The organism is Polaribacter butkevichii (assembly GCF_038024105.1).
In the GTDB taxonomy this organism is placed as follows: domain Bacteria; phylum Bacteroidota; class Bacteroidia; order Flavobacteriales; family Flavobacteriaceae; genus Polaribacter; species Polaribacter butkevichii.
On record NZ_CP150661.1, the window covers coordinates 1,490,039 to 1,506,160 of the forward strand.

Annotated in this window: 15 protein-coding genes; 14 read left to right on the forward strand and 1 reads right to left on the reverse strand. The window is 28.8% G+C overall.

The features are described 5' to 3' along the window. Positions 1-537 precede the first annotated feature (537 nt). From WG951_RS06165 to WG951_RS06180, 4 genes are all read left to right on the forward strand, one after another. Positions 538-1,083, forward strand: coding sequence for a hypothetical protein (locus WG951_RS06165; protein WP_340915822.1), 546 nt, complete (start codon positions 538-540; stop codon positions 1,081-1,083). A gap of 995 nt (positions 1,084-2,078) precedes the next feature. Continuing rightward, positions 2,079-2,354 carry a hypothetical protein gene (locus WG951_RS06170; RefSeq protein ID WP_146105278.1) on the forward strand — a complete coding sequence of 92 codons (276 nt, stop codon included), beginning with the start codon at positions 2,079-2,081 and terminating at the stop codon, positions 2,352-2,354. 177 nt (positions 2,355-2,531) lie between these two features. Next, positions 2,532-3,038 carry a hypothetical protein gene (locus tag WG951_RS06175; protein WP_146105279.1) on the forward strand — a complete coding sequence of 169 codons (507 nt, stop codon included), beginning with the start codon at positions 2,532-2,534 and terminating at the stop codon, positions 3,036-3,038. Positions 3,039-3,209: 171 nt separating this feature from the next. Beyond that, complete coding sequence (locus WG951_RS06180) at positions 3,210-3,740, forward strand: hypothetical protein (protein WP_105049301.1); 531 nt, start codon at positions 3,210-3,212, stop codon at positions 3,738-3,740. Positions 3,741-3,892: 152 nt separating this feature from the next. Here WG951_RS06180 and WG951_RS06185 read toward each other — a convergent pair whose 3' ends face one another. Then, the gene (locus tag WG951_RS06185) at positions 3,893-4,861 is read right to left on the reverse strand and encodes an IS110 family transposase (protein ID WP_340915824.1); all 969 of its coding nucleotides are present in this window, start codon (positions 4,859-4,861) and stop codon (positions 3,893-3,895) included. 372 nt (positions 4,862-5,233) lie between these two features. Between WG951_RS06185 and WG951_RS06190 the strand changes: the two genes are divergently transcribed. The 10 genes from WG951_RS06190 to WG951_RS06235 all read left to right on the forward strand — a co-directional run bounded on the left by WG951_RS06190 (position 5,234) and on the right by WG951_RS06235 (position 15,405). Continuing rightward, positions 5,234-5,884: a hypothetical protein gene (locus tag WG951_RS06190; protein WP_105050649.1), complete on the forward strand. Its 651-nt coding sequence runs from the start codon at positions 5,234-5,236 to the stop codon at positions 5,882-5,884. A 194-nt stretch (positions 5,885-6,078) separates the two neighbouring features. Then, positions 6,079-6,654, forward strand: coding sequence for a hypothetical protein (locus WG951_RS06195; RefSeq protein WP_105050650.1), 576 nt, complete (start codon positions 6,079-6,081; stop codon positions 6,652-6,654). 159 nt (positions 6,655-6,813) lie between these two features. Continuing rightward, positions 6,814-7,155, forward strand: coding sequence for a hypothetical protein (locus WG951_RS06200; protein ID WP_105050651.1), 342 nt, complete (start codon positions 6,814-6,816; stop codon positions 7,153-7,155). Between the two features lie 853 nt (positions 7,156-8,008). Next, complete coding sequence (locus WG951_RS06205; protein WP_105049302.1) at positions 8,009-8,605, forward strand: hypothetical protein; 597 nt, start codon at positions 8,009-8,011, stop codon at positions 8,603-8,605. 162 nt (positions 8,606-8,767) lie between these two features. Next, entirely contained in the window at positions 8,768-9,427 is a 660-nt protein-coding gene (locus WG951_RS06210; protein WP_105049303.1) for a hypothetical protein, read from the forward strand. 123 nt (positions 9,428-9,550) lie between these two features. After that, positions 9,551-10,219, forward strand: coding sequence for a hypothetical protein (locus WG951_RS06215; protein ID WP_105049304.1), 669 nt, complete (start codon positions 9,551-9,553; stop codon positions 10,217-10,219). Between the two features lie 136 nt (positions 10,220-10,355). Then, on the forward strand, positions 10,356-10,937 hold the full coding sequence (locus WG951_RS06220) for a hypothetical protein (RefSeq protein ID WP_105049305.1): 582 nt from the start codon (positions 10,356-10,358) through the stop codon (positions 10,935-10,937). Between the two features lie 2,103 nt (positions 10,938-13,040). Continuing rightward, on the forward strand, positions 13,041-13,583 hold the full coding sequence (locus tag WG951_RS06225) for a CbrC family protein (protein WP_340915833.1): 543 nt from the start codon (positions 13,041-13,043) through the stop codon (positions 13,581-13,583). A 198-nt stretch (positions 13,584-13,781) separates the two neighbouring features. Further along, positions 13,782-14,447, forward strand: a complete 666-nt coding sequence (locus tag WG951_RS06230; RefSeq protein ID WP_340915802.1) for a hypothetical protein — start codon at positions 13,782-13,784, stop codon at positions 14,445-14,447. A gap of 163 nt (positions 14,448-14,610) precedes the next feature. Beyond that, positions 14,611-15,405, forward strand: a complete 795-nt coding sequence (locus tag WG951_RS06235) for a hypothetical protein (RefSeq protein ID WP_340915835.1) — start codon at positions 14,611-14,613, stop codon at positions 15,403-15,405. Positions 15,406-16,122: the final 717 nt, after the last annotated feature.

The following is a 16,122-nucleotide window of genomic DNA, read 5'->3' on the forward strand; positions in this document are numbered from 1 at the left end:
ACTTTCCATAACACAAACACGTTGCAAGTAATTGGCGGAAACCACTCAGACACTTGAAATTTGCGGTTCAAAACTCTTGAATTTAAAAACGGAAAAAAGCTAGACACTCTCTCGTTCGGCAAAATTTGTAAAATTGGAGAGTTTTAGCAATTTAATCAAAATGAATTTACTCAATCCCTGAAAATCCAAAATTGCGGAATTTAGCAAAATGCCGGAATTTTCACTCAAACCCTGAATTTAATAAGTTTGCGGAATTTAGCAAAACACGAAAAATCTAGAGCGCGAAATTCACTCAAACCTTGAATGACAAACTTGGCGGAATTACCACTCAAACGTTGAATTTTGAAAAATGAAAAAGTGCTACAAACTGAAAAAAAACCAACTACTTGCAACACCGTTTATAAAAAATTGCTAAATTGTGCCTTATCAAAACTAGTCGCGTTTTTGTAAACCCCTATTTTCCTGCGGAAAATAGCCGTTCACTTTTAAACGCAACTTTCCCATAAACAACAACGTTGTAAAACATTTGAAAAAAAAATGAAAACAAGATTAAAATATTTAATAATTCCTTTTTTAGGATTGCTAATTGGTTGCGCAAGCGGACAACTGAAAACTACGGAAATCGAGAATGATGAAGCTATCATAATTACTCGTGCGTTCATAAAAAATAATGGAGAAAATATAAATACAAAATGGAATTTTCTCTGGGATGAAAGGTTATGGGGGAAAAACGCTGTTTGGGTTGAAAAAGATGGATATGTATTTATGAAATTACCAAAAGGAAAACATTTTATATCTCTACTTCAATACAATGAATATCGAAAAAATGTTCCTGACAATTATTTATCTGTAGATTTAGAACCGAACAAAATATATTATATCGGAGATTTGACTTTTAACTGGAATATCAACAAAAATGATGTTGCGAATACTGGTGTTGTCGGAGCAGTTTCAGACGCAGGAAAAAATGAAAATAAAATTCAAGTTGACCTAATTGACAATTACGAAAATATGGTCAAGGAATTTAATGAAAAGTACGGAAATTCAAAACCTGTTGAAAAGCAACTAATCCGAATTGAATAAATAAAAAACGTTTTACAACACCGTATAAACTTTATTGCTGGTTATAGCTCACTTGGGAAATTCCTCCGGAATTTCGCCGTTCGTGTTTTATTTAGTAAATTCAATGCTTAAACAACGCAACAAAGCTTATACAACAACGTTGCCAAAAATTGTCCAGAACCACTCAAACTGTTCGAAAAAAAACAATAAAACTCTTGAATTTTAAAATGTTAGACACTCTCTCGCGAGTCAAAAATTTAGTTTTTTATAAACATTAAAAAGGTTGAAAATATAGAGATTCTTAAAACAAAGTTTGTGGAATTTTTACTCAAACTTAAAATTTAAAAAAGGCGGAGAAATCTCGTTTTTTAAGAATAAAAGAAACCACTCAAATGTTGAATTTCCAATTATTGCGGAATGAAAATCTTTGCGGAATTTTCACTCAAACTCAAAATTTGAACATTAGGAAAGATCTCGTAAGTCAAAACATGAAAAAACACTCAATTGTTGAATTCCAAATATTGCGGAATTAAAAATATTGGCGGAATTATCTCTTGAACGCTAAATCTCGAAAATAATAACCAAAATCAGAAAAACAAAAAACAACTTTAGGCAACACCGTGTAAAAAAAATTGCTTAATTTTAGCTTAATAAAAATTAGTCGCATTTATATAAACTTCTATTTTCCTTCGGAAAATAGCCGTTCATTTTAATCGCAACTTTTCATAACACAACAACGTTGCCAGTAATTTAACGGAACAGCTAGAAGCCATTTGAATTGAACGAATAGAAAACTAAAATCACAATTATATTTAAATAAGGAAATAGAATTTTAACCGAAAATGACTTTAAAGAATAAAATATTATTGAATAAATTTCTTGTACCTGCGATATTGTTGGTTATCCTAATAATCTATGTATTAAGACAAAATTATTTAGAATTCGGATTTATAATTTATTACCTCATTTTGTGGTTAATAGTTTCTCTGTTTATCTTTTACAAACAGAAAAACCATTTGATTGAATATAATGCTGAATCGAATGAATTAAAAATCAAATATTACGCTGGAATAAATAAAACTGCTGAAAAGATTATCCAAGTAGATAAAATAGTAAGCAACAAATTAGATACGAGAATATTCGATTTCGGATTTGATGTATTATCAATAAAATATGTAAATGAACAAGATTTGTATGACCTTTTGGAATTAAGAGTTAGCAAAAAAGAAGATTGGATTGATATTTTATCTTCAATCAACAACTCAACCGAAATAAATAAACCAGCGGAATAAAAACTACTGGCAACACCGTGTAAAAAAAATTGCTTAATTTTAGCTTAATAAAAATTAGTAGCTTTTCTATAAACTTCTATTTTCCTTCGGAAAATAGCCGTTCATTTTAATCGCAACTTTTCATAACACAACAACGTTGGCAACAAGCAAAAAACAGAACGCTGAAAAATGAACAGAATGAAAAATTACATAATAATATTTCTGATTTTTATAAATATTTCTTGTAATGAGAAAAAGACGAACAAAACTTATTTAGCAAATTATGTTGAGTCAATTAAGGAAAAACATTCTTTAACTGAAAATCCATTAGTTCTAATTGATGGTTATGTTGAGCAGTATGAATTAATGAATGACGGAGCATTCTTATTATTAGAAGAAGATATTGTAAACACCGAATATTTAAAGAAAGAAACTGCTTTTAAAATTTACGGAGAAAAAGGAAAAAATGGAGCTGTATTAGTAAAAACGATACTTTCAGAATTAGGAAATAAAAACTCAAATTCTGACAAAAAAACTATTTATGTCTTGGATGGAAAAATTATATCAAAAAATGCATATCATAAGATTGAAAAGAATAAAATAATCGGAATTGCAACAATTTTGGAAAAGAATGCTATTAAGGAATTAACATCAGAAAAATGTGATGAACTGATTTATGTCACAACAGAAATGCCGAAAAAGTAAAAGCCAGTTGCCAACACCGTATAAAAAAAATTGCTAAATTAGTGCTTAATTAAAGGCAGTTGCATTTTTGCCAACTTCTGAATTTCCTTCGGAAATTCCTCGCTGACAAAACCGCAACTTTCCTTATACAACAACGTTAGGCGTAATGTCAAAAAAAACGAACGTAATGAAATGATAATAAGCAATATAAAAGATAATTTTTATAGTTTTTTTAAATTACAGAAAGACGAACTTAAACGTGAAGAGTTAAATGATTATTCTCTTAAAGTTTATAAATATTTAAAAAGGCATAACAAAGAGTTATTAAAAAATATATCATTAGAAAAATCGAATTTTGGAAAAAAGTATATTTCGGTTGAACTAAAACCAAAAAATGAAAATACTGTTGCTAATTTATACTTTGAAACTGAAAATAACGAATTAACTGTTGGGTTTGGTAATTTTCATAGCCATTATGATAATTTTGCAGAACTGAATTTCAAAAAGGAACTGAAAAAAGCACTTGAAAATTTTTATAAATTATTAAAAGACGAATTATTTGTTGTTTCTGCTGGTGGTGGAGTATCAACACTTTTGACAAATAAAGAAATAGAAATTCTTGAAAGTGGGAAAAATCTTGAACATTTTAATTATGATTGTATTACATATTATATAACTTCGTGGAGCGGAAAACACGACAGAACATTTAAAAAACCAAGTTGAAAAAAGAAGTATTGAAAAGTAAAAACACTACGCCTAACAAAGAACTGAGCTAAAAAACAACTCTTTTCTTCATTAAATTTACGCACTATTATTTTAGGCTCATAATGCTATGAATTCGTATTTTGAGCTTTTATTTTTTATGTAAATACTACTTATTTTGATAAAACAGAAACGTACGTTTCGTCATATGGTAAACCTGATTTTGCAATAGCAAAACCCTGTCTTATCAATTTATTTGAAACCGCTATTAAAGCCAATTTCTTACTCTTACCCTTGTTAACAATTCGCTCATAAATCTCGCGACATCCTTTATTATGCTTGCTAGCTGTAAAAGCACAGAGAAACAAGAGGTTGCGTAACTTCCTATTTCCAACCTTACTTATTCTACTTCTTCCACGTACACTACTCCCAGATACTCTTATCGTTGGAGTAATTCCTACATAACTACATAATTGTGAAGCTGTTTCAAATTTCTTAAATCCATCAGTAATTACAATTAAAAACAATGCCGTTTTCAATCCTATTCCTGGAATACTTGTTAGCAATGTTAACTGTGCTTGCTGGTCTTGTTTTACTAACGATAATACTTTTGTTTCGATTCCTAAAATCTCTTTATCTAAATGTTTTTTAGTCCGTTTTAATGAACTATAAACCCACTTAGAAGGAATCCCTAAAACTTCTTCTCCGTGAATTTTATTCTTAACCGCTGTACGTTTTTTAATATTACTATCTAATAATCTAAACAACTGTAAACACTCGCTCTGAACATTGGTAAGAGCCGTATACAATGGAACTTCATTAATGGTTCCATATTCACAAATAGCCTTCGCATCACTTTTATCCGTCTTTACTTTAGATAATTTCATTTGGATAAATCGCTTGACTGATAAAGGATTTACAACCGATACAAAAATGCTTTGCTTGTATAAAAACTGAGCTAATCTATAATGATAATAACCTGTTGCTTCCATAATTACTAATGAGTTGTTAGGCAGACTTTTTAAGAATCTTTTAAACCCTAATTCATCATTTTTAAATTGATCATGACCACTTGTACTTCCATAAACATCAAAAACGTCTTTACTGATGTCAACTCCAAAAATTTCCTTATATTTATTCATAAGAACTGATTTATGAAAGAATAACCTACTTTTACTCACAACAACTTGAAATCGAGATCTAGGTCTCACAGAACTGAACGTGATTGTTAGTAGAAAAGAGAGAGGATTATCAATGTTGTCGAAGTCTTGGCTTCACCGTGTATATTAACCTTAATTCTCTCTTTTATTCTTTCTGATTTATATACTTAAATTTAGTCTTTTATTATAAAATGCTAACTTAAGCCGTGTATAATTTATTGCTGGTAATCGCCTACTTACGAAAGTCCTTTGGGACTTTCTTGGTTCGTGTTTTATTTACTAAATTTACTGCTTAAACACGCAACAAACCATACACAACAACGTTGTGTTTAATACAAAACGAAATCCTAATCAATGAATGAACTTATAGAATTAAATTCCAAAAATCTGAAAAAAGGATACTTTTGGTCTGCTGGTTTTTTAAGTTTTATTTTCATTTTACTTTTATTGTTTGATAGTTCTGAAATACCTTTAAAATGGATAATTATTATTTTTTTAGGAACATTAATTATTCTTCCGCTTTTTATTTTGGGCGTTTGGTCTTGGGATTGGTATAGAAACAGGAAAAATTACAACCGAATTTACTCTAAAAACCCATATAAAAATCTGAAACAAATTGGATTTTATAATCGTGTGAAATCTGTAATTCATCCAAATGGAATGATTGATTATATTTATTTTTCAAAATTTAATAATTGGGAAATATATTTCGAAGTAAGTTTTCGAAAACCGAAAATTGTAACATTCAGTATTTATGGAAACATTCCTGAATTAAAAGAAATGAAAACGGAATTTGAAAAAAAGAATAACGAGAAATTTATAATTGACAAATATGGAATTTCTTGGGAAATTAATACAAAAAAGGAAAATTCAATCACAATAAAATACATTGAGAATAAATTAAACTCTATGATTAAAATGGCTGAAAATTTAAATTGCGAAGAGACAATAACATCTGAATATGAAAAAGTACTAAACACAACACCGTATAAACTTTATTGCTAACTATTTGCTTACTTGCGAAAGTCCTCGCGGACTTTCTTGGTCAGTAATTATTTAGTAACTTTACTGCTAAACCAACGCAACAAAGCTTATACATCAACGTTGGCTTTAATGCAGGAAAATCCAAGCTCGAAATTTGAAATTACGTTATAAGAATTGATATTAATTCAGAAAATCTGAATTAATAAGTTTAAGAAATGAAAATTAAAAAAATTTTAACGATAATAGGACAAGTAATTGTTTTAAGTATAATATCACTGATAGGAATAATTTTCATTTATATGAATATTCCTGGAAACGGAGCGATTTGTGACGCTGAAAGTATATTTTTACTTGGATTCATTTTGACTTTTACAATTCTAATAATTGGATTTATTATCAACACAATAAATTTTCACAATCAAGGGAAATGGAAAAAATATAGAATTATTTCAATAATATATGTTTGTACGTTAGTCATATTAAGTATTTCTTTTAGGGGAATTTTGTTCTCAACAACTTATGGAAAACAAAAAATTGTTATTGAAAGTAATAGTTTTCCTTTAATAAAATTAGAATTATACGAAAGTGGTCGCTTTTTCTCAAATACTTTGGGAATTGGTTGTGAAACGGAAAATATTGGAACATTTAGCTTAAATAATAATGTTCTAAAACTAAATTATAATAATGAGAAATCTGAATATTTAGGAACAAAGTACAAGATTGAAAATAAAAATGTTATATGTTTAGATTGTAAAAATAAGTCTGAATTAAGAATAACGAAAGGAAATTAAACAAAAGCACTAAAAGCCAACACCGTGTAAAAAAAATTGCTTGTTTTAGCTTACTTGCGAAAATCCTCTCGGATTTTCTTGGTTTGTGTTTTATTTACTAACTTTAGTGCTTAAACCCGCAACTTTTCCTACACAACAACGTTGGTAAAAATTAAAAAAATGAGTGATAATAAAAAACCATTTTTCTTCATTCTTTCAGTTTTATTAATTATTTGCTACACAATATTTGAAAAAAATTCTTATCACAAAGAAATCATTGACAATAAAAAAACTGTAATCGGAAAAGTTACTGAATATCAATTTTCTGAATATGATTACCTTCTAACATATGAATATGAAGTTAATGAAGTTAAATATAAAAATGTTATTTCGACTTCATTTTTTAAATGTAAAGATGGAATTCGAGGTTGTGTTGGAAAAGCTTTTAATGTTTCTTATTCTTCTATTAACCCAAAAAAGAGTGATATAAATTTAGAAGAATATAATAAGTTTAAAGATTAATTATAACATAAAATTGTCGAAATAAAAAATATGTGAATTTATAAAACGTGAAAATAAAATTGTACAAATTAATGAAATATGAAATTGAAAATATTTGCGAACTTCTTACTCAACTCTGAATTTTAAAAACCTGAATGAAAAAGAATACTTAAATTTAATCAATTTTGGAATTAAAAAAACTTTTACCAACACCATATATAATTTATTGCTGGCTTTTTGCTTACTTGCGAAAATCCTCGCGGATTTTCTTTGTCAGTAATTATTTACTAAATTAGGTGCTTGAAACACGCAACAAACCATATATAAACACGTTGGCAAAAACTCGGGAAAGGCGCCGAAATAAAGTCTGTTTTATAAATTTACTTCTTGCTTTTCCTCTCTTTTCAAAACCCAATTTCGGAAAATGTAGAAATTTAAAATTTATGGAACAGTCTCTCGCTCGTGAAATTTTGTAAAAATTGGAGAGTTTGAAAAATTTAATAAAATGGAATTTACTCAAACACTGAAAATCCAAAATTGCGGAATTTTCACTCAAGCCTTGAATTTAGCAAGTTTGCGGAATTTAGCAAAATACGGAAAAACAAAATGGTGGAATTCTTACTCAAACTCTGAATTTAGCAAGTTTACGGAATTCTCACTCAGGGATTGAATTTTGAAAAAAAAGAAAATTATGAAAAAGTTGAACGAAATAAAAAAATCACGCATTTGCCAACAACTTGTATAAAAAATTGCTACTTTTAGCTTAAACAAAGGCTGTTGCATTTTTGTAAACTTCTGAATTTCCGTTGGAAATTCCTCGTTCACAAAAATCGCAACTTTCCATACAAAAATACGTTGGTAGTCATATAAGAAAATGAAGTTTAGAAAAACAAACAGAAGGAAAACAAAAATAAATTATATTCCAATATTTTCACTTGGAATAGTTTTTCTATTGCTTTCTTTTACTTTCTCTCATAGTTATATCAATAACTTTAATTGGAATGGAATTAGAAATGAAATTAAAGATTCTATAATTGAATTTGAAAAATATGGAAGTATCACTTCAAAGTATGTTGGTTATGCAGGAAAAACTCCTCAACAATGGTTCAGACAAAATTGGTTGAATGAAAACCTGAATGAAAAGGAATTGTCAAAATTGACTGAATATCCAAATGGAAGTGTAAAAGGAATAGCTTATTGGAATTTATTTAAAAATAAAAAAGTTGAGAAAAAGGAATTATTTGAAAAAGCTTTGAATGACACATTAGCTTTTGTTCATTATGAAAGTGGCTGTATTGGAACAGGTTTTATGCTTGGTGAATTTGTAGTTTCTTATTTACCAATGACTGAAAATATAAAACTGGAAGAAATCCTAACTAAAAAAGGAAGTAAAGAAATTTTGAACCTTTTGAAAAAAAGAAAAATGAAGGAAAATTTCTACAAAAAAGAATATTATAAAACATTGAAATAAATACGCCTACCAACACCGTGTATAATTAATTGCTAGGTTCTTCCCTACTTGCGAAAATTCCTGCGGAATTTTCACAGGTTCGTTAAAGTTTGCTAACTTAGTTGCCTAACCACGCAACTAACCATACACAAACACGTTAGGCACAATTAAAAACTTCTGAAAATGGCATTTTATTTACCTAAAAACTATGATAGTCTTTTTGAAAATGAAAGGAAGGAATGGATTAATATTAAGAGAATTTTTTCTCACATTTCTTCTGAATTTAAAGTTTCAAAAACCCGAAAACCATCTCTTTCAAGTTTTGAAATTTTGAATAAAGGAAATTCCTTAAAAGTTCTTCAGTCTTATGAAATAAAAAAAGATCATAATGAATTTACGCTCTGCGTGGTTGAATATAGCAATTCATACGAAATAGTCCATAAATATGGTGGAAGAATGGCTTCTGAATCACATAAATATTTATTTGGTTTTTTAAGGACAAGCAAAGATTTTGGAAAAGGATTCTTAAGACCTGAAAATATTGGAGACAAAATAAGCGAATATTTTTCTCCTGTAGAATTAGATATAGATGGATTTGAAAAGTTTAGCAAAAATTACTATTTAGTAGTTTCTGAAAAAGAAAAATTTTTAAAATCAATAAATGAAAATATATTAAATTCCATAACAGAATATAAAAATCTTGAAATGGAATTTTCTAATAGGAAATGTCTTTTTCGTTTTAAAAAAGTATTTGAATTAAAAGAAGCAATAAAACTTTGTGAATTAGGAATTAAATTAGCTACATCAACAAAAATAACTGTGCCTAACACCGTACAAAATTAATTGCTTGCTTCTATCCTACTTGCGAAAATCCTCGCGGATTTTCTTTGTCAGTTATTATTTAGTAACTTTATAGCTAAACCAACGCAACTAATCTTGTACAACAACGTTGGCTACAACCTAAAAATGAGAAACTTAAGAATAATTTCGACAATTATAATAATCCTGACTTTTTTAGGATGTTCAATCAAAAAATATTATTTCCCAATATCTGAATTGACAAATGGAAAAGTTTACAAATACGAATGTAAAAACGAACCAAATAAAACTCAATATTGGAAAATAACTTATAATCCTGAAAATAAAGTTTTAACTACAAAAGCTTATGAAAGTGACTTCAGACAATATGAACTTTTTAAAGAAAAATTTACAGAGGAAGGAACAGAAGTTATAGAGTTTATAAGCTATATCAAAAACGGAAAAGGGCGTTCAATTCCATTATCAAATATTCCGAAAGATATTGATGTTTTCAGATGGGAAAAGAAAGATCCATATAAATATTCAGCAGAAACTTTATATGCTCAAAATCAAAAAACGATATTTTCAAAAGAAAGAGAATTTATTGGCAAATCGAAAATTATTATTCTCGGAAAAGAATATGAAGCTATAAAACTGAAAGGAAGTTATAAAACTATTGTTGTGAATTCTACAGATAAATTTGAATACACTCAATTCAGTTATTATATAAAAGGAATTGGATTAGCTAAAATGGAAAAGGAATATTCAGACGGAAAAAAAGAAACGTTGGAATTAACAGAAATAATGACAATTGAACAATGGAACAAAAGGCAGTAGCCAACACCGTACAAAATTAATTGCTTGCTTTTTGCTCACTTACGAAAATCCTCGCGGATTTTCTTGGTCAGTAATTATTTATTAACTTTATTGCTTAAACACGCAACTAACCTTGTACAAACACGTTGCCAACAATATGATAAAACGCAGAAACACTAACAAACGAGGTCGATTTTCGATTTTATTTCCAATCCTGACAATACTCGGAATTGGAATTATTGCTGCGTTAACTTCTGGCTATGAAAAAAGTTGGACATTTAATTGGAACGGAATTGAAAGAAATATTAAAGATTCTATTAGTGTTTATGAATATCAATCTATTTCGAGCGGAATTGGAGGAAATGGAAGAGCAATGCCTGAGGAAATAGAAAGTAGAAAATGGATTATGGAAAATGCAACAGAATCTGAACTTCTAAAACTTACGGAATTTCCAAATGGGAATATAAAAGCAATTGCTTACGAGGGATTATTGAGAAAAAAGAATTTCAAAAACAAACCTGAACTGATTTCAAATGCGATTAATGACACGATTTATTCTGTTTATTATCAATCTGGTTGTTTAGGAAACGAATTGAAAGTTGGCGAATATTTGGTTCAAAATGTTTTAATGATTGACAACCGAATTCCACCTTTCCGACCTGAATTAATAACTGATTTTGGACTTTCGAAATTGGAAAAACAAAAAGTTCTGACTGAATTTTATAATCGGAAAAAATAAAATACTGTTGGCAACACCGTATATAATTTATTGCTAGTTCTAGCCTACTTACGAAAATCCTCGCGGATTTTCTATTCGGTTTTTATTTGCTAAATTAAGTGCTTAAACCACGCAACAAACCATATACAAACACGTTGGCATTCATTGATCAGAAGAATTCTAAATTTAAAAAAAATATAAAATTGAAAAAACTAAAATTACTAGGATTTATTGGAATAATAGGATTTCTTCCTTATTTTATTGAATGTCCATATTATTTAAAATACTTTAAATTATTCTTCTTCTTTTTTTGGACAGAAGATATTTTTAATTTCTTTAATAAAAAAGAAACTACTGATAAATAATTTATAGTTATTTTTTTAATGAAAATACTATTATTAATAAAATGACGAATTATAAATCTGAATAAAATCAAATACTGATTTTTTAACTGATTTGTGGAATGGGAAACTGAATTGAAAAATAAAAAACTAACTGAATGTGGAATTTAGCAAGTTGAATAATTTCTCACTCAACTGGAATTGAAAAAGTTTGCGGAATAAATCGCTGACCGAATTAAATAAAACGCTGAAAAAGTGTAAAACGGAATTTAGTTGAATAATTAAAAATCTGAATAAAAACAACGAAATGCCAACACCGTATAAACTTTATTGCTGGTTTTGTCTCACTTGGGAAATTCCTCCGGAATTTCGCCGTTCGTACTTTATTTACTAAATTCACTGCTGAAACAACGCAACAAAGCTTATACAACAACGTTGCAAGTAATAGCGGAAAAAACTCTTGCATTCAAATAATTTGTGGTTTGAAACTCTAAAATTTTACGATTATTAAATATTGAAAAAAATTACTTAAACACAATAAAGAAGAACTATGAACAATATTTACTCCGATAAAATAGGATTTATTTTAAGGCTAATTTTTGTATATAAAGGTAATTTTAAAAAAATGAGAAATGCTAAAAGCAAAAATAAGATTCTCGAAAATGAATTAAATACTCAATGGGGAACAACTTTTCTTATACTAGGTATATTATCGTTTGTATTAATCTATAACCTATTGTAAAACAAAATGTGGAATTTCCAATATTTCGGAATTATAAAACGTTCGGAATTGAGCCGTTTTTCGGAATTTTCTCTCTCACAAAAACAAGAAAAAAAGATTTCCAAAATTGTGGAATTTAGCAACTTTCGGAATTAAAAATGTTGGAAAAATGCTAAAAGAGAAAATTAGGGAAAATAATAAAACCAAACTTGTGAAAAAAAACTACTACTTGCAACACCTTGTATAAAAAATTGCTTAATTTGGCTTAATCAAAAGTTTGTGTTTTCTTATAAACTTCATTTTTCCTGCGGAAAAATGCCGCTCATTTAAAACGCAAATTTCCATACAAAAACACGTTGCAAAAAACTGGCTGAAAGTATAATTTTGGAACAAAAGTTATTTTAAAATATATTTTGTTTTACAAGTTAGAAAACTCAAAAGGCGGAAAAAAGTTTGAAAAAATTAGTTTCGGAACACTCTCTCGAGATTGGAAAATTCTGAAAGAATTTTATTAATAATTAGTGTTTCAGAACGTTGAAAAAGTTGATCAAATTTAACTAGTTTGAAAATTAGTAAAAACTTGAAACTTATTTACTGTTTGAAAAGATAATTAAGCAAAGTGTTGAATAAATGTTGGTGGAATTAACTCTCAAACACAATTTTAGAAAGGCTGAGAGATTTAGAGAACAAACAAAAAGGTTTACTCGCTTTCGGAATTAAATGCGCCTGAAAACACGAAAAAACTAAAATTGAGAAACTGAATAAATTGCGGAATTAAAATATTGTCGGAATTTACTCTCAAACTCAAAAAATAGAAATTGAAAACATAAAAACGAAAATTAAACCCGCATTTTGCAACACCTTGTATAAAAAATTGCTTAATTTGGCTTAATCAAAGTTTGTTGCATTTTTGTAAACTTCTGAATTTCCGTTGGAAATTCCTCGTTCACAAAACCGCAACTTTCCATACAAAACAACGTTCTACACCATTTGAAACAAACATTCGTCATAGCATTAATATTAGTAATCGGAATAGTTTCTGGCTGTAAAAATAATAACACTATGAATTCAAAAAATATGTCTGAATTACCAAAGTTTAAATACCAACCGAACGCAATCGAATTGGGAATAATTGAAAAGAAAAATATTGATTGTCCAGTTTGTGAGAAAAATAGAGACTATGCATACTCTGGCGGAATTTACGCTGTCGAAGAAGTTGAATTTATTTGTCCTTGGTGTGTTGCGGACGGAAGCGCAGCCGAAAAATACGATGGAATGTATGTTGACGATGCTTCTTGCGAAGAAGTTTCTGACCAAAATAAACTGACTGAATTGGTTACGAAAACACCAAATTATGTGAGTTGGCAACAAGAAGTTTGGCTTGCACATCACGATGATTATTGTTCATTTGAGAAATATGTTGGCTGGAAAGAAATTGAACATCTGAAAGAAAATTTATCAGACGATATTGAAAGAATTAAATCGGAATATGGATTATCGCAGTCGGAATTTGAGCAATATTTAGTAAATGATGGCGGAATGCAAGGTTATTTATTTAAGTGTTTACATTGCGACCAACATCGATTACATATCGACACGAATTAATAAAAATCGGAATAAAAACGGTGTAGAACAACGTGTATAATTAATTGCTTTGGCAAGTGCTTATTTGGAAAATTCCTTCGGAATTTTCTCTGGCACGTATTTGTTTACTAATTTAGTTGCTTAACCACGCAACTAATCATACACAACAACGTTACCACACATTTGAGAAAAACGCTTTTCATATCGACAATTTTAGTTTTGAATTCATTCTTTTCGTTTGCCCAAAACAGAATTGAATTAGTTACGAATGATTGTAGTCAAGAAAATGGATTTACAATGTTTTTATTGGATAGAGCTAAACCGAAAATTCTAACTGAACAAAAATTTGAACAAGAAGAAAAATATTGGAATAGCCAAAAGAAGATTTTACTCAATAATTCGGACATTATTAAAATAGAATACACGAATATTTTTGGACAGATAATCGACACAACTTTCACAAACGCAAAGGAACTGAATGAAATAAAAATCTGTGTAAATAAATTCAAAGATTACGAAAATAAATCTCTAATAAAAGAATCAATCGAAAATAATGAAAGTTGGATTTTGAATAGAACTTGGGGACATCAAACTTTTGAATCTGACAAACTGATTTTAAAACCTAAAAACGGATTTTTAAAATATAAATATTATAAAAACGGAAAAAGAATAAAACGTGGAAAAATAAAAATAACAGAATCCATCATAGAAAAAATAGCATTGTTTGAGCGTAAACTGAATCTAATGCAAAATGCTGACAATTCCTGTAATTTCGGAATCAATTATAATCTTAACAATGGAATTGAAAAGTTGAATTTTCAAGACGACAGTTGTTCTGGGTTTTCGAATGAACAATTATTGTCTGAATTAAAAATAACGGAATAAAAAAACGTGTGGTAACAACGTGTATAAAAAATTGCTATATTTAGCATAAACTAAAACTTGTTGCTCTTTTGCAAACTTCTGAATTTCCTCCGGAAATTCCTCGTTCACAAAACCGCAACTTTCCATAACACAACAACGTTAGCAATAATTAACAAGAAACATCGTGACTAAAGAAAAACACCTTTATCGAATATTATTTCTTGCTTCAATATTCCTATTGTTGATTAACGATTTATACTTGAAATTTGAATATCATAATTATCTAACTGGAAAACTTTCTGATTTTGTTGGACTTTTTGCTTTTCCATATTTTTTCAGTTGTTTCTTTCCAAAAAAGATAAAGCCTATTTACATTTTGAGCGGGCTTTTGTTTGTCTTTTGGAAATCGGAATTTTCACAACCGATATTTGATTTTGCTCTCTCAAACGGAATTGGAATAAATCGAACAATAGATTATTCTGATTTAATTGCTTTATTGGTTCTACCATTTTCATATGTCTATTGGAATTCGGAATCTAAATCTTTGTTTAAAGCAACGAAAAAATTAAAGCCAATAATTATCGGAATAAGTTGCTTTGCATTTATTGCAACTACTCTACCTAAACATTACGAAAAATTATCTATGAAATCGGAATTTTCGACTATTGTTAGTTCTGATAAACAATCTGTAAGAACACAACTTCAGATATACAAAGAAGGAATGTTTGCACAAGATAACTATCGAATTGAAATGTCTGGAAAAAATGCTCATATTTTAACTTCTATAAAAGTAGATTCTATAAATGAACAGACGACAAGAGTTTCTTTGGACAGTATATTAAGTTTTACTGTTGAGGGAAATGGATTTCTATTTAGTAGCGGAATTGACAAAGATGACGTTGAATATATTAGAAAATTAAGTAAAAATGAAATTGAGCAATTGTTTTCAAAACAAATAAAAAAGGAATTTGAAAATTAATAACTATTGCTAACACCATATATAATTTATTGCTAGTTCTAGCCTACTTACGAAAATCCTCGCGGATTTTCTATTCGGTTTTTATTTGCTAAATTAGGTGTTTAAAACACGCAACAAACCATATACAAACACGTTGGGTTTAATGCAAAAAGTCATTGCAAAACCACAAGTTCAAGCTTAAAAACAGAAGTCCATTAAGTCTGATTTCTAAAAATGTTCACGAGGAATTTGAGCCAATTACGGAAAATAAAACTGTGAACTTTCAGCAAGTTTACGGAATCGATACGCTGACAAAAATTACGACTGACTTTTGACTTGGTTTACGCAGTAGAAATCTGAAAAAGAACAGATCGCTGAAATTCACTTTTGCGGAATTTAGCCAGTTTGCGGATTTGAAAAATATTGCGGACTGAAAAAACAACTGAATAAAATCGTACAAAAAAGCACTAAAACCCAACAACGCATAAAAAAAATTCCTATTTTGGGCTTGCATTATGGTCGTTGCTTTGCTTGTTCGCTTCTGATTTTCCTACGGAAAATCGCCGCGCACAAACACGCAACTTTTCTTATGCAAAACCGTTGGCAAAAACTGGGCGAAAGTATAATCCGCAAGTAAAAGTTCTTTTAAAAACATTTAGCTTTAAAGTCTGAAAACTCAAAAAAGCGAAATAAAACGTTTGAAAAATTAGTTTTTCGGAACACTCTCTCGCGAATCAA